At 64.8% G+C, this 20,733-nt stretch carries 14 protein-coding genes; 5 read left to right on the top strand and 9 right to left on the bottom strand.

Translation table 11 applies throughout. From position 1 onward, the window contains the following. Nucleotides 1–684, top strand: a 684-nt coding sequence (locus tag AAF184_18020) for a purine nucleoside permease (GenBank protein MEO0424241.1), incomplete at its 5' end; no start/stop codon positions are given. 84 nt (nucleotides 685–768) lie between these two features. On the opposite strand, the gene AAF184_18015 is transcribed toward AAF184_18020, so the two are convergent. From AAF184_18015 to AAF184_17995, 5 genes are all read right to left on the bottom strand, one after another. Further along, on the bottom strand, nucleotides 769–1,944 hold the full coding sequence (locus AAF184_18015) for a serine hydrolase domain-containing protein (protein ID MEO0424240.1): 1,176 nt from the start codon (nucleotides 1,942–1,944) through the stop codon (nucleotides 769–771). A gap of 9 nt (nucleotides 1,945–1,953) precedes the next feature. Further along, a complete protein-coding gene (locus AAF184_18010) occupies nucleotides 1,954–2,628 on the bottom strand; it encodes a helix-turn-helix transcriptional regulator (GenBank protein MEO0424239.1) in 675 nt (224 codons plus the stop codon). Between the two features lie 280 nt (nucleotides 2,629–2,908). Further along, nucleotides 2,909–3,418, bottom strand: a complete 510-nt coding sequence (locus AAF184_18005; protein MEO0424238.1) for a GDYXXLXY domain-containing protein — start codon at nucleotides 3,416–3,418, stop codon at nucleotides 2,909–2,911. After that, on the bottom strand, nucleotides 3,415–4,584 hold the full coding sequence (locus AAF184_18000; protein ID MEO0424237.1) for a DUF2157 domain-containing protein: 1,170 nt from the start codon (nucleotides 4,582–4,584) through the stop codon (nucleotides 3,415–3,417). Before AAF184_18000 ends, AAF184_18005 begins: the two co-directional genes overlap by 4 nt. A 102-nt stretch (nucleotides 4,585–4,686) precedes the next feature. Next, a complete protein-coding gene (locus tag AAF184_17995; protein ID MEO0424236.1) occupies nucleotides 4,687–5,733 on the bottom strand; it encodes a serine hydrolase domain-containing protein in 1,047 nt (348 codons plus the stop codon). 162 nt (nucleotides 5,734–5,895) lie between these two features. Between AAF184_17995 and AAF184_17990 the strand changes: the two genes are divergently transcribed. Further along, nucleotides 5,896–6,645: a FadR/GntR family transcriptional regulator gene (locus AAF184_17990; protein MEO0424235.1), complete on the top strand. Its 750-nt coding sequence runs from the start codon at nucleotides 5,896–5,898 to the stop codon at nucleotides 6,643–6,645. An 11-nt stretch (nucleotides 6,646–6,656) separates the two neighbouring features. Here AAF184_17990 and AAF184_17985 read toward each other — a convergent pair whose 3' ends face one another. From AAF184_17985 to AAF184_17970, 4 genes are all read right to left on the bottom strand, one after another. Next, nucleotides 6,657–8,135, bottom strand: coding sequence for a polysaccharide lyase family 7 protein (locus tag AAF184_17985; protein MEO0424234.1), 1,479 nt, complete (start codon nucleotides 8,133–8,135; stop codon nucleotides 6,657–6,659). Nucleotides 8,136–8,141: 6 nt separating this feature from the next. Then, nucleotides 8,142–9,173 (bottom strand): polysaccharide lyase family 7 protein, encoded by a 1,032-nt coding sequence (locus tag AAF184_17980; GenBank protein ID MEO0424233.1) that lies wholly within the window; start codon nucleotides 9,171–9,173, stop codon nucleotides 8,142–8,144. Nucleotides 9,174–9,315: 142 nt separating this feature from the next. Then, a complete protein-coding gene (locus AAF184_17975; protein MEO0424232.1) occupies nucleotides 9,316–12,414 on the bottom strand; it encodes a TonB-dependent receptor in 3,099 nt (1,032 codons plus the stop codon). Nucleotides 12,415–12,479: 65 nt separating this feature from the next. After that, entirely contained in the window at nucleotides 12,480–16,769 is a 4,290-nt protein-coding gene (locus AAF184_17970) for a VCBS domain-containing protein (GenBank protein MEO0424231.1), read from the bottom strand. 1,055 nt (nucleotides 16,770–17,824) lie between these two features. Between AAF184_17970 and AAF184_17965 the strand changes: the two genes are divergently transcribed. Genes AAF184_17965 through AAF184_17955 form a run of 3 tightly spaced genes read left to right on the top strand, consistent with a single transcriptional unit; the run spans nucleotide 17,825 to nucleotide 20,535 of the window. After that, nucleotides 17,825–18,532 (top strand): ABC transporter ATP-binding protein, encoded by a 708-nt coding sequence (locus AAF184_17965; GenBank protein ID MEO0424230.1) that lies wholly within the window; start codon nucleotides 17,825–17,827, stop codon nucleotides 18,530–18,532. Beyond that, on the top strand, nucleotides 18,529–19,644 hold the full coding sequence (locus AAF184_17960; protein MEO0424229.1) for an FtsX-like permease family protein: 1,116 nt from the start codon (nucleotides 18,529–18,531) through the stop codon (nucleotides 19,642–19,644). The genes AAF184_17965 and AAF184_17960 overlap by 4 nt, the downstream gene beginning before the upstream one ends. Before the next feature lie 3 nt (nucleotides 19,645–19,647). Then, nucleotides 19,648–20,535 (top strand): outer membrane lipoprotein-sorting protein, encoded by an 888-nt coding sequence (locus AAF184_17955; protein MEO0424228.1) that lies wholly within the window; start codon nucleotides 19,648–19,650, stop codon nucleotides 20,533–20,535. Nucleotides 20,536–20,733: the final 198 nt, after the last annotated feature.

Raw genomic sequence — 20,733 nt, 5'->3', positions numbered from 1 at the left:
GCGTCGATCGGCTCCGCCGTGTGGTCCGCCTACCTCGTCGACGGCGATCTCTCCCACGAGATCGACGCGCGCGAGAAGCCCGAGGACTGGCCCACGGGCTACTTCGCCATGAACAGCAAGCGCCCCTACGACCCGAACAAGCCAGAACCCATGGGCGAGGTGCACCTGATCAACGAGGGCCTGCGAGACTGGGCTTACGAGCTCACCAAAGACCTCGACCTGCCCGACACCGAGGCCCTGCAGGAGACGCGCGCGCTCTACACCGAGCACGACAAGGCACGCCTGCCGCCCTTCGTGACCCGCGGCGGCCACATCGCCGCCATGACCTTCTGGCACGGCACCCTGCTCAACCAATGGGCCAACGACTGGGTGTCCTACTGGTCCGATGGCAACGCCGATTTCGTGACCTCCGCCATGGAGGACACGGGCACCTTCCAGGCGATCCGCTACCTGCACGAAATCGATCGCGTCGACAAGCACCGCTTCATGGTGCTGCGCACGGGCAGCAACTACACCATGCCGCCCCCGGGCGTGAGCGCGGCGGACAACCTCCTGCGCGAGAACGAAGGCTACGCAGGGTTGATCGCCTCGCTCGAGTCGCTGTACCTGGTGGGCGGTACGGTGATCGACGAGATCGTCCAGCACTGGGACCGTTACGAGGACGAGGTCCCCGGCGCCCCCTGATCCCACCGGCAGAATGGGCCTCCGGCGCTGGGTTACTGAGCGCACAGCGCAGCGCGCGAGACACCTCGGCGCTGCGCCCCTCCCTCAGTCAGCGTCACCCGCGGCGTCCGGCCCATGCAGCGAGGGGTAAACCCACCACCAGGGATAGGCAGTCTCGCCCAAGATCAGCTCCGCCAACGCCGGAAAGATGATCTCGGCGCGCACGCTGTTGGCGAGCATGACCAGGCAACGCTCAGCCTGCGCTTGGCAGATGACGAGGTTGGCGGTCCAGGGGTTGTGACCACCCTTGGCAAACGCCGGTCCATTCTGGCCTTTCCATACCTCGATACCTAACCCTGCCGCTAGCTGGCTCTCTTCACCACCGCTCACGTGCGTCGCGTGCATCTGCACCGTGGGGAACTTCTGCTGGGTTCGGATCGGGAACTGCGCCCGCACCCATTCCGCGCGCATCTCCTCGGACAAGCGCTCGCCGGCAAACATCGCCTGCCACAGTTTGGCCTGATCGGCGATCGTCGTGTCCATGGAACCCGAAGCGCTCACATTGCTGCGCTCATCATGGGGCTCGAAGCTGCCGTCCATGGCGTAGCCGTCGGCCAGGTTGTCAGCGAAACTCTCCCGCCATTGCATGTCCGTATGGATCAAACCGAAGGGCTCGAAGACACGCTTGCGCATCTCCTCCTTGATATCGAGGCCCAGCCCGTACTCGAGCACGCGCTGGAGCACCCAAAAGCCCTCGCCCGAGTAGGCGTAGTGCGTGCCGGGGGCGAAGTGGAAGCGTGGCTGGCGGTCGGGCTCCAGGTATCTCAGGTTCGAAAGACCCGTGCGGTGGGAGAGGATGATCCTCGGCGTCAGTGCTCGCCAGGTGTCGTCGCCGGCGAAGGCGCGGTACTCCTTGTACTCGGAGAGGGGTTTCGCCAGGTAGTCGGCGATCGAGCGATCGAGGTCGAGGAGGCCCTCATCCACCAGTTGCAGCACCATGTAAGCGAAGGCCGCCTTGGTGAGCGACGCGCCGTACATGATCGTGTCCGTTTCCAGGGGCAGACCTCGCGCGAGGTTGCGGTGGCCATAGGCCCCGAGGTGGGTGATTTCACCGTGGTCGATGATGGCGACGGCGAGACCCACCACTTCCTCCCGTGCCATCAAGGCTGTGATCTGGCGATCCAAGGCCTCGCCACCTACGGGCTGTCGCGGCTCGGCAGCGCCGGCGTGGAACGGGAGGTTGAGTAGCAGCAGAGCAGATAGGACCAATGCGCGGTTCATGATTCCCTCCTAGCGCCAGCGCCAGCTGACAAAGAAGCAGCCGAGCCCGGCGAAGAGCAGCGCGAGGCCGGGCACCAACGCGATGCGGTAGGGGCCGACGCGTGGCGCGTCGTAGCCGCCTACCAGCGTCCATGCGCGACGGCCACCCGATGGAAGCGTCTCGATGAAGCGTGGCCCTCGGTAGCGGTCGAAGGACTCGATGCGTTCGTCCACGCGGCCGAGCAGCTCCGGCGCGGAGTCGCCATCCAGGGTCTCGAGCGCGTCCAGCGGTTCGTCCCCTTCCACGACGCCGACGGACTGGTAGGTGAACTGCTGATCGACGCCCCCGTGACCCAACTGGGCGAGTCCTATCAGGGCGCCGCCTAGGGCCAGGGCCACGACGCCGCCCAGCAACCAGCGGCGGCGGCCTGCGTCGGCGCGGGAGCTCTGGGTCAGGATCGCCTCGCGCACCGCCGTGATTGAGCGCAGACGGTCCAGCTCCGCCGGGTACAGGGCTGCTGCCAAGGCCGCCGCGTCCAGCTCGTAAACGCTGACGAGGCGCTGATAGACGTCCTCCGATGGGACCGATTTGCCCGACTCCAGCTTGGAGAGGTACGACTGCTCGATGCCGATCTCGGCGCATGCCTCGGGCTGCGTCCACTCTCGGGCCACCCGCGCCTGCTTTAGTAACTCACCGAATTTCATAGAATTCCTCCTGCCATGGGGCGTATTTTCGGCAGGAATATCAGGAATGCCAGTTGAATACTGAGGAATATTGGCCCCGGGATCTCGGTGCCCTTCAGTGGGTGCCCCAAGGAGGCGACACTTCCGACGCGATACCGTCTCGCGCCGGTGATCCGGGCAGATGCGCCGACGACGCGCGAGTGTGGCTGCTGACTAGGGAAGCTCTGCATAAGTCCGGCCGCCAGCCCTGTGCGTCCAGCGACGTGCGCAGGGGTGGTGGGCGGACTTGTGCAGAGCTTCCCTAGTTCACCGCTGATTCATCGCCCGCTTCGGGCTCGATGACGAGTTCCTCCACCGCGACGCGCCGTTCACTCGAGAGCCGAATCACGATACTCGCCCTTCTCTCCCGCACAGCGCGCTCCAGCTCGCGAGCTTTGTCCTGCTGAACGAAGTAACGGTGGTCATCGAGCACGAAGTCCACCGGCAGGGTGTGTTCGCACTTCGACGTCGACCAGTCCGGCCCCAGTAGGTACACAGGACTGATCCCAGCTTCGGGCGTTCCAGCGCAGGCCTGCGCCGGGTAACCGTCCACCGCGCGGGGAGCGTTCGTGCTCACTCGGTAGAGTAGGTAGCGCCCCCGGATCGGATCGCGAGGGTCAAAGCCCTCGATGGCAATTTGAATCGCTGGCGCCCCCCAGCGGCCTATCTCCGCCAGCGCGATGGACCCGATAAAGCCCAGCAACGGCAGCAGCGCCGCCACCAGGAACAGCGGGGAAAGGGGACGGGCGGCGCTGTCGCCCAACTGATTCAAGGCGTCTCTCCGGCGGGCTTACTCGACCACGCCAACCTCGACCAGAGTAGGGCGCAGGCGCCTAGCGAGACGAGCACGACCCCGGTGACCAGAAGGCTCTCGAACAGCTCGAAGCTTGCCACCACCACACGGATGGCCAGCAAGCCGACGGCGATGCGAGCGCGGCGACCCTCGCCAGACCGATCCGCCACGTAAGCGACCGCCCCCCAGAACAGCACGAAGGACGCGAAGGCGATGAAGGCACCGTAGTCGCTTCGTACATCCAACCCCAACGGAATCAGGGCAAGCACAATCCCCAGGGCCACCAACGCCAGCAGCGTAGGCCGACTGCGCCAGCGCAGCGCGGCGACATCCCTGGGCGTCGCCAGGAGGACCGCACCGCCCATCACCAGGCCGATAGCCCAGAGGATCGGGTGCCCGTCCGACGATCCGAGCGAGAAGAGGCTACCGAATAGGCCAATCAGGTAGAAGTGCAGCCGGTAGAACCCCCCGCCCGCTGCGGCCCGACCGGGTCGCAAGCTGGCGGCGAAGCGCGCTGCTAGTACCCAGGTGAGCCCTCCCAGCACCAGCACCACGGCGATGCTGGCCACCCGCCCCGAGAATTCGAGGCGTTCGTCGACGAAGATGTATAGCGAATTGGATGCGCTCAACAGACTGATGGCCAGTCCGGCGTACCACAGGTAGTTCGCAAAGCGGGTGCGCGCGAAGCTCATGAGCGGTGCGGTGAGCGCGCTCCAGGCGAACATCAGCACCCAGAGCTCACCGTCCTGGGCGTAGATCTGGGACACCAGGGCGAGGGAGGCGAGCGTCAGGCCAAAGGTGATGACAAGCCCAACATCCAACGCGGTACTCGTGCCGTCAGCCCGGCGCACGCGCAGGGTGTAGGCGAACGCCAACAGCAGGAGTACGCCGATAGCGGCGAGCTTCACCGCGCCGCCGAACACATCCCAGTTGTACGCCACCAAGCTGCCGACGCCGCTGACCAGGGTCAGCCCGCCGAGTAGTGCGACGGCACGGGTCGCCGCGCCCCTACGCGTGGCCGGCTCGCGCGCGGACTCGAAGGTGACGATCGCCTGCGCCTGATCGGCACTGATCAGTCCGGCATCCCGCCAGCGTCCGAGGCTCGCCGACAGGCTCGATGGGGTCGATTCCCCTCCCTCAGCCAATTCGATTCTCTCCTGGGGCTCAGTGCGTACCGATTTAAGCCCCAGGCTCTAGGCCAGGTCAAACGGAAAAATTAGGTGCCGCGCGAGTCAGCGCGCTGCTCGCTAGTCGTACAAGGAGTCGACGACCGAATCGAACAGATCCTGGGAGCTCGCCTCACTGGTGCCGCCCGTGTTGTTCACGAACTGCACCACCACCGTATCGATGTCCTCGAAGTAGTAGGCGATGCTCTGGTATCCCGGCAACCACCCCGAGTGACCCACGTTGGCGAACAGATCCAGGTACAGATCGCGTTGAGCATCGCTCAGCAGCGTGCCCGTCGCCAGCGCCCGCAGGAAAGCGCCGGTCTCACCCACCGTCGAGATCATCGACCCACCTGGCACCACGTAGTCCTGAGTGGTTCGATCCACCCCATCCCAGTAGCCGCGCACCAGCAACGACGCATCCACCTCACTCAGTAGCGAGACGGTATTCACCATCCCTAAGGGCGAGAGAATTTCGTTGCGCACGAAGTCGTGGTGGCTGTAGCCGAGCGCCGCGTCGAGGATCATGCCAAGCAGGAGATAGTTGGTGTTGCTGTAGGCGTAGCGCTCATCCGGAGAGAAGTCCGCGGGGTCATCCACCACGAGCGCGAGCAGTGCGTCCAGGTCTGTGTGGGCAACCTCCCAACTGAAACCCGGTTCGCTGTCGAAGTCTGGCACACCGCTTCGATGCTGGAGAAGCTGCCGTAAGTTGATCTGCTGGGCATTCGCCAAGCGGTCACCGAGTGAGGGCAGCCAGAAGGCGACCGTGTCCTCGAGCTGCAACGTTCCCGTGTCGAGGAGTTTGACGGCACTCACCGCGATGAACAGTTTGCTGATGCTGGCGATCTTGAACAGGGCGTCGGCTTTCGCAGGCTCTCCCGTGCGCAGGTCCTCCGTGCCGGCGAAGTACGTCTCCACGGAGCCTCCACCCTCGTCTACGTAAACCCACGCAGCGTCGAGGCCCTTTTGCAGGCCGTCCTGCATCGCGGCGGTGATGCCCAGTTCTTGTGGCGGGGCACCCGAGGCGGTGTTGGCTGCGGGGGCGACGGGACCGCTGCTACCGCCGCCACCGCACGCGGCGAGCAAGCAAATCAGTAGCGCTGCACCAATGAGGTGTTTGTGGAACATTCACGGTCTCCCTCGCGAGGACGCCCTAAGTTGCTATCGTCCTGCAGTATCAACGCCTCGGCAAGCACCATTCGCCCCGGCGAAGCGCGCCCAAAGGGGCACTCGAAGCGGTAGGATTGAATCGATCCGCACTTACCGCGAAGCGCAGAGCATGAGGGGACGATGAGCAACCAACGGCTGTACCACGCGGTGGCCGAGGAAATGAAACGGCTGATCCGCGATGGGGTGTTCCCACCCGGGAGTCGCCTACCGGGTGAGCGGGATCTCGCCGAACGCTTCAACGTGAGTCGCGTCACCATCCGGGAGGCGGAGATCACCCTCCAGGCCCTCGGCTACCTGAAGATCAAAACCGGGTCTGGCGTGTACGTGCTGGAGCAACCGTCACACCCCCACGAGGGGCTACCGCAAGTCACGGCGTTCGAACTCACCGAGGCGAGATCCATGTTCGAATCCGAAGCCGCGGCACTGGCGGCGCGGCAGATCGACGACGACGCCTTGGCGCGCCTCGAGGCCTTGATCATCCGGATGTCGAGCACGGACCCCGCGGACGATGAGGACTCGCAGCAGGCGGACCGTGAGTTTCATCTCACCATCGCCGAGTCTTCGGGCAATGCAGCCGTGCGCTACGTGGTGGAGACGCTCTGGAAGCTGCGCACGGAACTCCCGGCGGTGCGTGATGTGCACGCCGCCATCTGTGCGAAGGAGGATGCCGGGGATCGCGGCACGGAGCATGCGGACATCATCGGCGCATTGAAGAACCGTGATCCGTCGGCCGCCCGCGACGCGATGCAGCGGCACTTCCGCCATCTGCTCGAGTCCATGATCGACGTCACGGAGGAACAAGCGATGGCGGAGTTACGCCAACGCGCCACTCAGAGCCGAGAACGGTATTTGAAACCGGCGCAGGGGTGAGCGCCTACCTGCTAGTCGTGGGTGTTTTCCAAGTGGTAGAAGGTCACCTGATCGAAGTCAGCACCGTCCCCGGTACTGTTCTGCGTGTAGGCGCCAGCTTTGAAGTACATCCACTCCTCCGGCACGTCGTAGCCGCTTCCCTGGGCCTGCATGTCGACGACATTGTGGCCGATGATCGGGCCCGTGAGGTCACCACGCCTCACCAGCACATCGATCAGGGCGCCGCGCTGAACGACCTCGTAGGAGAAGAGCTCGTCCAGGGCGATACCGTTCTGCGGATTCGCATCATCATCCGGCGCGTCGTCCAAATCGTCGTTCACCGGGCCTAGCACCGGGAAGTAAAGATCATCCCCATTGCGGATCTCGTGCGCGAAGTAGATGAAGCCGCGCTCGTTCTCAGGGAACTTGCGGTAGTACAGGCGCAGCGGCTCGTCGTCCTCGGCATGGATTTGGCCGACGATCACGCGGCCCAGCTGATTGCGATCGCCCGTCTCCGTCACGTGGTTCACAGCGAGGGTGGCGCGCAGCACGCCGTTGCGGCCGCCGATCGTAAGCCCGGGATCGGGTTGGTAGCCGAGCAGCCAGTTGTTGCCGTTGACGCCGCGGGTGCTGATGCCCGTGTTGCCCCGGCGTAGCATCTCGCGTAGCTCGGAGCGGGTGAAGCGCGTGTTAACGGAGGTCTTCTCTCCCGCGATCGTGGAGCGGAAGACCATGCCGCCATCGGCCGCGGTAAAGAAGAAGCCATCCGAGAAGCCGTTGTTGAGATCCGTCTCGCTCGCCGTATCGCCGATGCCATTGCCATCGAGGTCTGCGGGGGTATCGAGCTTCCAGCTGAGCAAGGCGAAGTTGGACCCGGGCGGCTGCACGGGATCGAGGGCGAAGTCGGCGGCGGTCGCGTTGCCGTCCTCGAAGGCAGCGGTCGGCGTCTCCAGCGTACAGCCGAAGGCGGTGCCCTCGATGATGGCGTTCTCCGTGTTCTGGGAGTTGCCGAAGTTCTCGATGCGCAGAAAGCGTGCTGGCGTGTCCGGCGTGTCGTAGCGCTCGAAGCGCTGGGTGGCGCCGGAGGACTGCTGGTCGGACAACAGCGGCTCGAAGTCGACGCCATCCACGGACGATGACACGCGGAAGGAAGCCACGCGTTGGTCTCCCTCGAACCAGGCGATGCCGACTTCCCGCACCAGGTGCTGGGCGCCGAGGTCCAAGGTGAGCGCCTGTGCATCCCCCGGCGACACCCAACGCGAGGCGGGATCGAGATCGTCGTCGATCGCGCGCTCCGGCCCGTTGCCGGCTAGGCTCTGACCGTCGTCCGTGGCGGCGATGACGTTAATCAGGTCGGTTCCATCGCAGTCGGTGGCGACGGGGGTTGGCTCAGGCGCCTCCTCGGGGGCATCGGCCGCTTCACGTACGACTTCGGGTGACCCGCCGCCCCCGCAGCCGGCCAGCACCAGCAGACCCGCGATGACGCCGACGCGCAGATTCATCTTCTTCATCGCGCTCTACCGCTTACCCGCCAATCGCTTTGGATCGACCGAACCGCTCACTTGGATACGCCGGAAAGCCACCGAGGTGTAGTCACCGTTAGCCTGATCAGTTGCCCAATCACCTGTGCCGGCGCACGCGGCGTACCACATGGCTTCGTTATCCCGCGTGCTGCACTGGTTGTAGGCGCCCGCCTTGAAGTACAAGGCGTCGCCCGAGTAGCCCTTCGGGTTGTCCTTCTCATCCACCTTGCCGTAGGCATCCACGTTGTTCGACAAATCGATCTGATAGGTGACGGTGCGCGACGGGTCAGCGGTGCGGAACGTCAGGTACATCGTGTTCCGATGCACGTTGATGTTGTAGTTGAACCACTCCCCTAAGGCGATACCCGCCTCGCCGGGATCGTCCGCATTCTCCCAGGTGTTACCCCAGACGGGGTAGGCGATATCGGTGCGGTCCGGATCGTCCTTGGCCAAGTTGCGTTCGTAGGTCCAGAACACAGATCCCGTCTCATGATCGGGCCACTTCTTGTAGTAGACCTTGATGGGTTCGTTACCCCATCCGAAGCCCTTGCCCTTGTTGATCACCGCCTGGTCCTTGTCGGCGTGGATCTGCCCCACCACCACGGAATACGCCGGCCGCTTGTGGCCGTGCTTGGCGTTGCGGGCGACGTGCAGCACCTTCAGGGTGGCCTCCAACTGGCCACCGACATCGGCGAAGGACCGCGAGTTGCGGTGGGCCTTCAGGGCGAAGTTGTTCTTCGGGTCGTGGGTGCCGATGCTCGTGTTCCGACCGCGGAGCATCTGGCGTAGCTCGCTACGAGTGTTGGTGGAGCCCGAGGTCGTCTTCGCCTTGTTGGGGGCGGTGAAGACCAGGTGACCGTTGCCGTCGAGATAGAAGAAGTCCGGATGGGTGTACTTGGCGATGGCGTTGACGCTGATCTCGTCGACTTTACCGTCGGCATTGTCATCGAGCGGTAGCGTGAGCTTCCAGAACCGCAGGTTGAAGCTATCGCCCGGGTGCTCAGCGTGAGCTATCGGCATCGCCATGAGCGCCAGCGCGAGGCCAGCGATGAAAACACGCATAGATCAGTCCACCGTAAGAATGCGATATCGAGCAACGGTAGCGCCCAGCGCCGGGATCTAGTGGCGCTGGGCGGTACACGCCGCCTTCATAGCTTCGAGCCCTAGCCTAGAACTTGCCCCGCAGGCCGAAGAACAGGCGCGGCCCGTAGCTCAGGGTCTGGAAGGTGTTGCCGTCGACCGCGCGATCGTCGATACGCGCCTCGTCGAGGATGTTCTTGGCCTCCACGCTGACCCGGAGGTTGTCGGTCAGGTTGTAGCGCAAGCGCAGGTCAAGGCGCTGATTGGCTTGCGTGTAACGGATACGGCCGAAGGCATCGCGCGTGAACTGCTGGAAGTAGCCCGAGCGCGTGTTGTAGAGCGCCTGGACGAACCAGCGATCGTTGCTCCAGAAGAGCTGCGTCGAGGTCACGTGGTTGGAGAGACCGAAGAGGTTGGCCGGGGGGATGATCCCTAGCAGCGCCGTCTCCGTGACTTCGCCCGTATCCTGGTCCACGGTGACCTCGATACCGTCACCGCCGTTCTGGTCTTCGAACTCGAAGCCGGAGTCGGCGTAGTTGTAGCTGATGCGACCGCCAAAGCCGCTCAGGAAGCCGGGCAGGTAATCGAAGGAGTGCACGAGGGTGAGCTCGAAGCCCTTGATCGTGCTCGTATCGTCGCTGATCTGGGTGGTCTCGACGAAGCCCTGCACCTGGTTACCGTCGAGGTTGAAGGTCTCGAGCTGGGCCACGTTCTCGAAGGCGCCGTTGAAGCGCTTCCAGTAGACCAACGCGGCCACCATGGAGCTCTCGTTCGGGTACCACTCCACGCCGAGGTCGACGTTGGTCGACATGATCGGCCGAAGGTTGGGGTTACCGGTGGCACTGATGCCGTTCACGGCCTCGGAGAGCGTCGTGAACGCGTTGCCCACATCGTTGTCCTGAACCGCCCGGCCGTTGCCGAAGGCGTTGGGGTCAGGGCGCGACATGCCGCGGAAGATGCCGCTGCGCAGAATCACGTTGTCGTTGAGATCCGCGATGACCGTGAGGCTTGGGAGGAATTCCGTGTAGCTGTTCCTCTGCACGTCGGTTTCGAAGCCCTCCTCACCAGGATCACCTTCGGTGACGACAAAGCCGACGCCGTCGATCTCCTCGACGGTGATCGGCCCGCGATAACCCACGGAGGTGATCTCAGTGTTCACCAGGCGCCCACCGAAGTTGCCTCGCACGGGCAAGCCGCCGATCTGGGTGTCGAAGTCGGCCTGCAGGTAAACGGCCACCGTGTCCTCGGTGACGTCGGTGGTGCCGGAGGTGATGCCGTCCTGCAGCTGAACACCGGCAAGGCCCCCGTAGTTCACCAGCAGGGCGTTGGCCGCGCAGTCGAAGTTGAAGGTGGCGAACTCGTTCACCGAGGTGCCGCTGCTGGCGTTGGTGATCAGGTTGCCGTCGCGCACGTTGGAGAGGAAGTTCGACTCCGGGAAGCTGCCGTTGGCGCAACCGAGCACGTTGGCCAGGATCGCATCCGTCACCTCGTTGTCCGCACCGCCGTCGGGCGTGACCAGGTCCTCGTCCTCGAAGAGGCTCTCGCCCGGCGCGTTGCGCAAGCCACCAAGCTCCTGGTAGGTCATGGTGGAGTAGCGTGCGCCGGCCTTGAAGGTCCGGATCGGGCCGGCGAAGGCGTCCCAGGTCAGATCCGCGCGGAAGGCGTCCAGGGCGTTGTTGCGGGTGATCTGGCGGGCACGGAGTCGGGCGCGATCCCGTGCGTTGAAGTAGCTCGGGTCCGTCACCTCGAAGCCGTTGCCGCCGTCGTTGAGAATCGTGGCCAGCGCTGCACCGCCCTGGTTGGTGTCGAGCAGTACGGTGAAGTCATCGCGATTGCCGCCGACCAGGTTGTTGTCCGTAGCACCCAGGCGGATCTCGTAGTCCGTCTCCGTGCGGGTGGTCTCGGAGAAGCCGTAATCGAGGCGCAGGTTGAGGCGATCGGTCAGGCTCAGATCGAAGTTGATGCCGTAACCCTCGTACTCCTCCAGGCGCTGGAAATCCGTGGTGAACGAGTGGATCACCGTTTCCGACGTCGAAGAAAACACGACACCGCTGGTGGGGTCAGAGAGAAGCGCCGAGAGATCTTCCTGGGTACTGCCCCACTGCAGATCGCGGCGAAGCTCTCGCTGATCACGCTCGGAGTACTGGTAGTCCAGGGTGATGTCCACCCGATCGATCGGCTGGAACTGCAAGCTGCCGAAGACCGCCTCGCGCTCGTCGCTGGTCGAGTTCTGGCGGTAGCGATGATCGCGCGGGATGTAGGCGAAGGGGACGTCGCTCACCGAGTTGAAATCCGGGTTGGCGTCGATCAGATCCTGCAGGGCGTCGTTACTCACATCCGCAATGCCATCATCGCAGCGGCCATCGGTGTCCGTAGGTAGGGCGTTGGCGTCGAAGGAGGTGAGCTGACAGGCTTCCAGGCGGCCTTGCCCGGACGTCGTGGTGTACTCCTGCTCAGGATTGGCTTCATCCCTCAGCTGCGCGCCGAAGGAAAGGCCGAGGCGCACGCCGTTGTCGAACTCGAACTGGTCGATGTAGGCCAGCGTGGCGCGTGACCCTACGTCCTGACCGCCCGCGATGTCGGACTCATCGGGGCTGTGGGCAGCTTTGATCTCACCCTGCAGCAGGCGCTTGCCAAAGGCGAGGGGCTTCTTCGTGTCCAGGTGCACCTGGCCACTCACCGCGCCCTCGATGTACTCGGCGGACTGGGACTTGTGGATCGCAATCTTATTGAACATCTCCGAGGGGAAGATGCTGAAGTTCACGGCCCGGTTGCCGCCGCCGTTGGTGGCTTCTCGGCCGTTGACGACGGTCGTGCCGAGGAAGGGACCCAAGCCGCGAATCGACAGTTCGGTGGCGCCACCGTTCTCCTGGTGCGAGGTGGCACCGGTGATGGTCTCGAGCGCATCACCCACCGACAGTGCGGGGATATCGCCGATCTCATCCGACGACAGGCCATCCACGATCTGCACCGAGGTGCGCTTGATGTCGATCGTGCTCTGCACCGTTGCCCGAATGCCCGTGACGACGACTTCCTCGACGCCCTCCTTGGACTCGGAAGACTGGTCCTCCTCCTGCGCGTAGGCGACGGCACCCACCATCGCGGTCAGGGTCACGGCCAACAGCGCACTCGCTTTGGGGAAGGACGGCGAGGGATCGCGCCGAGTGTTCTGCGTTGATGTGGACATGCTGAAGCTCTCGTTCTCGTGGCGGCACTGAAGGGTGTTAAGCAACGTGTTGAGTGGACGCATCGTTATTCCTCCACACCGACGGTGGCCTCAGAGGTGCTCGAGTTGTACGGCGACGCGCCGTTGTCCGTGTCGAGGGAGTCGCCCTCGAGGTAGGACTCGTAGTCATCCGAGAACACCAACGCCGAACCACCCGTATCGGAGTAGATGGCGAATTCATCGACGCTGAAGATGCCTGTCGGCTCGCGCACCCCGCTGTTGTCACCGAAGCGGAAGGCCACATGGGTGACGCCGCCAAAGGGCGCGTTGTCCGGCGTGAACGGGGCCAGGGCGACGCCGTCCACGGAGACGGTCACTTCGGGGAACTGCATCGTGTCGCCGCCGGGGTACTCCCAGGTGATCACCACGTCCATGAAGGCATCGAGGGTGAAGGGGAGCGTTGACGTGTCGACGTCACTCGGGCTGCGCACGCCGAAGCTGTCATCCCGTATCCGCAGGTCCAGAATGGCGCCGTCGTTGTTGGTGTCTGCATTGAACAGAGTGATGAAGGCATCACCGTTGCCGAGCTCGTCGTCCAGGCGCTTCACGGACACTTCGACGCGGCCCGCGGCCAACGGGCCATCGTCGCCGAGGGCGTAGCGCAGCTCGCCCGTGTCGCCGCCGTCCGTATCGATGATCTGCGCGATCTGGTTGCCCGGCGTGCCCGGGCCACCCTCTTCTTCACCCTCCTCGGCACCGACCGTCGCTTCGGAGGTGCTGGAGTTGTACGGCGATGCGCCGTTGTCCGTGTCGAGCGAATCGCCCTGCAGGTAGGACTCGTAGTCATCAGCGAACACGCGGGTCATGCCATCCGTGTCCGAGAAGATGCCCAGCTCGTCCACGCTGAAGATGCCGGTCGCTTCGCGCACCCCGCTGTTGTCACCGAAGCGGAAGGCCACGTGCGTGACACCGCCGAAGGGCGCGTTGTCCGGCACGAAGGGCGCGAGGGCTACGCCATCCACCGAGAGGGTCACCTCGGGCATCAGCATCGGATCACCGCCCGGGTACTCCCAGGTGATGAGCACATGCATGAATGCATCCAGGTTCAGCGGCAACGCCGAGGTGTCGACGGAGCTCGGGTTGCGCACACCGTAGCTGCTGTCGCGGATGCGCAAATCGAGGATCGCGCCGTCGTTGTTGGTGTTGGCGTTGAAGAGCGTGATGAAGGCATCGCCGTCGCCCAGGTCATCGTCCACGCGCCGCACGAATACCTCCACGCGACCGGCCAGCAGCGGACCGTCATCGTTCAGGGCATACCGTAGCTCACCGGTGTCACCGGGGTCGGTGTCGATGATCGCGGCGAACTTGTTGCCCGGGCTGCCAGGGCCGCTGGCGCCCTCGATGGTCTCCACCGTGGCCTCAGAGGTGCTCGAGTTGTAGGGCGAGGCCGCGTTGTCCGTGTCGAGGGAATCACCGTCGAGGTAGGACTCGAAGTCGTCGGAGAAGACTTCCATGAAGCCAGCCGTGTCGGAGTAGATGGCGAGGTCATCCACGCTGACCTTGCCGGTCGGCTCACGTACGCCACTGTTGTCACCGAAGCGCACCGCCACGTGGGTGACCCCACCGACGGAATTGTTGTCCGGCGTGAAGGGCGGCAGGCTGACGCCGTCGACGGACACCACCACCACAGGGTTCACCGAGTCGGACCCGTCCGGGTACTCCCAGGTGACGCGCACGTCCATGAACTCGTCCAGAGTGAACGGCAGCGACGAGGTGTCGATATCACTTGGGCTTCGGATGCCGAAGCTGTCGTCCCGGATGCGCAGGTCGAGGATGGCGCCGTCGTTGTTGGTCGCCGAGTTGAACAGGGTGATGAAGGCATCGCCGTTGCCGAGGTCGTCGTCCAGGCGCTTGATCTTCAGTTCCACCCGTCCCGCGAGCAGCGGGCCGGCGTCGTCGAGGGCGTAGCGCAGCTCACCGGTGTCGCTGGCGTCCGTGTCGATGATGACGGCGACGTTGGTGCTGCCGCCGCTGGCTTCACCGCCAACGCCGTTGATCGTGATCACCAGCTCCGCCGTGGTGCCGTCCACCGAGGCGATCTGAATGTTGTCCGTGATCCGATCGCCCTGCACCAGGGCCGCGACCGTCGGGTTCTCGGTGTCGAGCGTGTACTCCCACGTGCCGGAGGCCAGGATCGAGAAGAGGCCGTAGGTGGTCGCGGTGTCCGTTTGCTCGATGAGCATGTCTTCGCCGGGATCGGGATCGATCACGGTCACCGTGTCCATCAGGAGTTCGGTGCTGTCGCTGTTGATCGCGCCGACCAGGTTGAAGAAGACCGCCGGCGTCGCGCCGCCGTCGGCGCTGCGGTCGAACACGGAGACCACCGCGTCGACCGAGTCCGGATAGTCGACGGAGCCCGCGAAGGCCTCGCCCACCATGTAGCTCTCGAAGTCGTCGGCGAAGGCCAGCATGGTGCCAGCCGTGTCGGAGAAGATCTCGACGTTGTCGACGAAGTAGGAGCCGAAGGGGATCACCGTGCCGTTGTCACCGAAGCGCCACTGCACGCGCTCGACGCCTTCGCTGAACCACTGATCCAGGTCGGTGAAGTCGCCGTCGACGACCGCGGCCGTCGAGAAGGGACCGCCCCCTAAGGGCTCACCGTCGATGAGGATAGTGATCTGGTTCTCCTCATCCATGTCCCAGAGGATCTCGATCTCGTACCACTGGTTTGGCGTGAACGGCGCTTCGATGATGCCGCCGGGGTAGGCCGGGCTGTCCGTGTTGCGCACCAGGAACCGCGGATCCCGGATGCTGCCGTCGTCGTTGACCGCGGACCCTTGGATACGAAGATCCACGAGCGACTCGGAGACACTGCCCGACGAGCCGTACAGGGCGATGTAGGCATCCTTCTGATTGCCGTCGTCCGCCAGGGCGTCCGTCTTCAGGAAGGAGAACAGGAGCCTGCCCTGGCGCTGGTGGGGATCGAGGTCCAGGCGCAGCTCACCGGTATCGCCGTTGATCGTGTTGGTGATCTCGGCCACCTGGGTCAGCGCGGTGACGCGGATGACCAGGTTGGCGGGCGTGCCGTCGGCTGAGGTCAGGGCGATGATGTCGTTGACGGACTCACCGATATCGAGGCCCGCCACTTCTGCGTTCTCGGTGTCGAGGAGATAGGACCACTCGCCGCTCTCGGCGATGGTGAAGGTACCGAAGGTGGTCGCCACGTCGGTCTGCGGAGTCACCTGATCTTCGCCGAAGTTGACGTCGGTGACGGTGACCGTGCCCGTGAGCGCCTCTTCTTGGTCATTAGGCACCGACGCGCTCAGGCCGTCGAACTCCGCCGGCTCGGGCACGTTGTTGATCGCGCCCTGCACGGTGGTCAGCGCGTCGTCGTCGAGGTTGCCCGCGACCGGCGACATGGCCAGGTTCATCACCGCCTGGTTGACGTCATCCAGCGTGTCCTGGGAGAAGGTGCCATCCGCGAGGTCGGTGGTGAGGGAAGTGACCACTTCCCCCGCGGAGGCGTCGGGGTCGTTGGCGTCGAGTTGGGAGATCAGCGCCAGCGCGGTGGCGTAGCGCCCCGCGTCATCGTTGGTGGCGGCGGTGGTCGCGAGGTCCGTCGGCGCGATCTCCGTGATGTTCCCGGATACGCCGAAGTTGATGCCGACCGCCGCGTTGTACGTGGTGAGCGCGGCGTTCAGGTCGCCTGCCATCTCCGCGAGCTGGGTGGCGATCTCCGTGAGGGGGGAAACGGAGAACACCGCATCGCTCGCCACGTCCACCACCGCGCGGGTGCCCGGGGCATCGAGCTGCGCGCCGGTGGCTTCGTCGACGTAGGTGCCGCCGGCGCAGGAGATGAGCGCCGCGCCATCGACGGGCACGAGATCGCCGAAGCTAACGGAACCGTTGCTGGTGGTGGCTGTGGCCAGCGAGCTGCCCGCCACCCCGGTGTCGTCTACGGCCGCGATATCGCAGGTGGCACCGTCGACCAGTCCGTGCACGTAGAGCGCGCCGAGGGTGAACGCCGCTTGAATGCCCACGGGGGCGGACTCGACGGTCTCGCGGAAGCCGGTGGAATCGGTAAACCGAGCCACGACCGTCACGTCCGCACCGCCCTCGTCCGCGGTCAGGGTGAAGGAAGAGGCGGTAGCGCCCGCGATGGCATCGCCATCGGCGTACCACTGGTAGCTGTCGGTACCAGCCTCGACGCCGTCGGGGTCCGACACGGTGGCGGACAGGGTTTCGCCAACGACGGCGTTACCGCTGATATCCGCAGCTCCGTTGGAACCGGACACCAGCGGGAGACTATCCCGATCGTTGCTGCAGCCAACGAGCACCGCGCAAAGCGTGGCGCACACGAAGAGCTTATGACTCACTTCCCTGAACTCCCTTTCTATGTCGTTGCCGTCGTCGGCCCGCCTGCTTGTCTGATCTGCCGTCGTGCAGGCCTTGCAGCATCGATCGTCGGATTCCTCACGCGCTTGCGAATGGAATCGTTAGTAATCGCTATGTACTGATGGGTGGGAACGATTTCAGCGTGTTGGCACACGCCCGCATCGGACCGAACACATCACGTGGGGAGGCAAGTCGTCGATCACTGATTCGTCATGCGGTAGTGCCGCCCGGCCGTGCATCGTCGGCCTGGGCTGCTCGCGCGGTGGCGTGCGGCCTCGTCGGGCGCATCTCTCAGCCACCACGGCTTGGCGGCGTGATCGCCGCTCGACAAATCAGCGATACACCCTGGATCGTCTTCGCGGATGGAAAACGAGTCAGGATCTGCTTCGTACGCATCTCGGCCCCCCCGGTTGCGTAGTCAGATCGCCGAGAAATCTCGGCAAGATGGCCTACCGAATCCCGTCTACTGGTAATACCAATTGGACTGAATTATTCGATGTGTCGGTAAGACCACCGGTGCAGTATGCGGGCTCGAAGCCCGCAATAGCAACCTTTTGACCCCCGAGTGGGGCGGGATCCACGGTGGGATTCCGCGGAGGGGCACTGAGCGCGAGGAAAAGATTTTGACGGCCGTTGGTGTGGAGTACAGGCCTGATTGGTAGAACCAGAATGGTTGACCAATTATCGGTTCAAACGCAGGTGGAACTTCCAAACCGTTGTAGCGTCGGAAGAATCCAGCGTAGTGCGACGGGAATTCCGCCTGGAAAAGTGGGCCAGGCGCACCCACATCACGTGGCAACGGCGGATGGACCATCACCGGTGAGCACGGCCCTCTCGCAGCCTTTAGCGGCAGCGCACCAGGTACCAACCGGTCGTTCGACAGCGTCGGGCTGGCAACGCATACTTCCGCGTCCGTGCTAGACGCTTGAGCTGCCACGGATTCCGCCAGCGCTACCCCCAACAGCCGCCCTTCAGCTTCCGCCACCGGAGGCTGACGGTGACGATGCCCACCTTTGGACACGACCCAACACAACCGATGACCGCGAACACACCGCTGATCGAAGCCAGGGGCCTGCAGAAATGGTACGACGGTGACCGGGTGCACGCCCTGCGTGGACTGGACCTCTCCGTGGGCCGTGGCGAGGTGCTGGCGATCATGGGGCCGAGCGGCAGCGGCAAGTCCACGCTGCTGCAACTGCTAGGCGCCCTGGACGAGCCCAGCGACGGCGAGTTGCTCTTCGACGGCAAGGCGATCCGCGGCCAGCGCGAGCTGGCGAGCTTCCGCTCCCGGCACATCGGCTTCGTCTTCCAATCCTTCTATCTGATCCCCACCCTCACGGCGCTGCAGAACGTGCAGGTGCCGATGCTCGGCCAGATCCGGTCAGCCCGCGAGCGCACCGCCCGCGCGACCCAACTGCTGGAGAGCGTGGGGCTGGGCAAGCGCCTGAACCATCACCCCAAGGAGATGTCTGGCGGCGAACGCCAGCGCGTGGCCGTGGCCCGCAGCCTCGCCAACTCGCCGGCGCTGCTGCTCGCAGACGAGCCTACGGGGAACCTCGATTCGCAGAACGCCAAGCGCATCCTGCAGGTACTGCTCGATGTGCATGACCATTTCGACACGACGCTGATCATCGTTACCCACGATGGCAGCGTCGCCTCCCGCGCCGACCGCGTAGTGCACATGCTGGACGGCTCCTGCCAGGAGGCCAGCGCCGCTGAGGCCGCCACGGTGCAAAACGTATGAATCTGTTCACCATCGTCTGGAAGAACCTGCAGCGCCGGGTGATCCGCACCGCCCTCACGGTGATCGGCATCGCCGTCGGCATCGCCGCCGTGGTCGCGCTGACGGGCTTCGCCCGCGGTCTGGAGGCAAGCTGGGCCGGTATCTACGAGGCGCGTGATACGGACGTGGTGGTCAGGAAGGTCACCAGCCGCAGCGTCGTCGCCGCCAACTTCGAGCAGGTGCTCTTCGACGACATCACCGACCTGCCCGAGGTGGACTCCACGGCAGGGCTGCTCACGGACATGATGGGCGTGGAAGACGTCTCCACGATCTTCGTCTTCGGCTGGGAGTATCCGAGCTTCCTGTGGGATCACCTGACGATCATCGAAGGTCGCATGCCTTCCAGCAACAACGCACGCGAAGCGCTACTCGGTGAACTGGCCGCGGACACCCTCGGCAAGGGCGTCGGCGATCCCCTGCAGATCGAGTTCTACGACTTCGAGGTGGTCGGCATCTACCGCACCCCCTCCCTGGTGGAGACCGGGGCAATCGTGCTGCCGCTGGAGGCCATGCAGACCGCCACGGAACGCCCAGGCCTGGTCAACCTGCTGAACGTGCGCCTGCGCGATCCGGCCACGGACGCGCCGACCCTGAAGGCCTCTCTCGAAGCATCGCACCCCAGCTTCACCGCGCTGGAGTCGGCGGAAGTGGCGTCGAGCAACAGCGGCATCGAGGTCGCCAAGGCGATGAGCTTCGCCACCTCGCTGATCGCCATCGTGGTCGGCGCCTTCGGCGTCGCCAACACCATGCTCATGAGCGTGTTCGAACGCACTCGGGAGATCGGCATCCTGCTCGCCGTCGGTTGGAAGCGCCGACGCGTGATGGCCATGATCCTGCTCGAGTCGCTGATGCTCGCGCTGCTCGGCGGCGCCGTCGGCACGGCGATCGGCATCGGCGCGGCGCGATTGATGGAGACCACGGAAGTGATGCGCGGACGCCTGCAAGCCGATGTGGGGCCGGATTTGTTCCTCACCGCCTTTGTGGTGGCCGTGGGGCTGGGCACTGCGGCAGGACTCTACCCGGCCTGGCGCGCAGCCCGCCTGCGCCCCAGCGTCGCACTGACTGCGGAGTAAACCGTGAACGTGAAACGGAACCACTGGCCGCTTATCGCGGCCGTGATCTTCGGCGTCCAGGCCCAGATGGCCCTAGGCCAGGGCATCGCCGACGCCGTGCCCGCCGAGGACGTACCCGTCGAGGCCACCAGCGAACTGGCACCAGGCCCGCTTGCGGATGGGGAAACACTGCCCTCCCCGGATGACCTGGTCCAACGCCTGAAGACCCAGCAGCAAAAGAGCAGCACGCTGCGCCTGCGCGCGCGCCTCGAAGTGGACCTGCCCGGCGAGGAGAACGACCGCGCCGTGCAGCTGATGATCAAGCAGCGCCAGAACGAGGCGCTGCGCCAGACCCTGCTCATCGCCATGTGGCCACGCGACCGCAAGGGCGAGGCGCTGATGATCGAGCGCGATGCGGCCGAGGCTGAGATTTCCGGCTTCCGCTTCGTGCCGCAGGACGGCGCCACCCCGGTCACCGAGGCCGATCTCGGCGAGCCCCTGTGGGGCACTTCCGTGCGACCGGAGGACCTGTTCGAATCCTTCTGGGACTGGCCGCGCCACGCCACCATCGGCGCCACCAGCGCCGGCCGCCGGGATTGCTGGATCGTCGAGTCCTACCAGCACGAGAACAAGCCCTTCCCTGCCGTGCGCTCCTGCGTCGGCGTGGAGGAGGACATCCCGCTGGTCATCGAACGCTTCGACGCCGAGGGCGAACTGATCGCGCGCATTCGCGCCGACAAGCTCATCTTTCGCGAAGATCGCGGCTGGCTGCCGGTGGTCCTGACCGTGGAGACGCCGGCCACCCAGGAGCGCGCCACGATCCGCTTCACCCGCAGCGATCGCGACGTGGTGTACACGCCTGAAGAATTCACCCCGGAGGGCGTACGCGCCCTGAGCGCGCCGACCTCCTAGCGAGGCGGCGGCGGGCCCGCCTGCCGCTTCCGCGCGGGGCCACGGGCGCCGCCGCCGGAGATCGCTCCCGTATAATGGTCGCCTAATCTACTGATCCAACTGGAAGAAGCTTCCTCCTATGTCGGACACCGCTATCGCCACCGGCCCCTTCGGCCGGATCCGCGCCGCCGGCGCGTACGTGTTTCGCAAGACGGTCTT

The sequence above is a fragment of the Pseudomonadota bacterium genome, from assembly GCA_039815145.1.
Taxonomy (GTDB): domain Bacteria; phylum Pseudomonadota; class Gammaproteobacteria; order Steroidobacterales; family JBCBZW01; genus JBCBZW01.
This window is presented reverse-complemented; position numbering and strand designations above follow the sequence as displayed.

What these genes read in the sequence shown, in the direction of transcription:
- AAF184_17960 (MEO0424229.1), top strand. Translation starts at nt 18,529, where the DNA reads ATGAATCTGTTCACCATCGTCTGGAAGAACCTGCAGCGCCGGGTGATC.
- AAF184_17975 (MEO0424232.1), bottom strand. Translation starts at nt 12,414, where the DNA reads ATGTCCACATCAACGCAGAACACTCGGCGCGATCCCTCGCCGTCCTTC.
- AAF184_17980 (MEO0424233.1), bottom strand. Translation starts at nt 9,173, where the DNA reads ATGGCGATGCCGATAGCTCACGCTGAGCACCCGGGCGATAGCTTCAAC.
- AAF184_17995 (MEO0424236.1), bottom strand. Translation starts at nt 5,733, where the DNA reads ATGTTCCACAAACACCTCATTGGTGCAGCGCTACTGATTTGCTTGCTC.
- AAF184_17985 (MEO0424234.1), bottom strand. Translation starts at nt 8,135, where the DNA reads ATGAAGAAGATGAATCTGCGCGTCGGCGTCATCGCGGGTCTGCTGGTG.
- AAF184_18010 (MEO0424239.1), bottom strand. Translation starts at nt 2,628, where the DNA reads ATGAAATTCGGTGAGTTACTAAAGCAGGCGCGGGTGGCCCGAGAGTGG.
- AAF184_17990 (MEO0424235.1), top strand. Translation starts at nt 5,896, where the DNA reads ATGAGCAACCAACGGCTGTACCACGCGGTGGCCGAGGAAATGAAACGG.
- AAF184_18015 (MEO0424240.1), bottom strand. Translation starts at nt 1,944, where the DNA reads ATGAACCGCGCATTGGTCCTATCTGCTCTGCTGCTACTCAACCTCCCG.
- AAF184_17965 (MEO0424230.1), top strand. Translation starts at nt 17,825, where the DNA reads ATGACCGCGAACACACCGCTGATCGAAGCCAGGGGCCTGCAGAAATGG.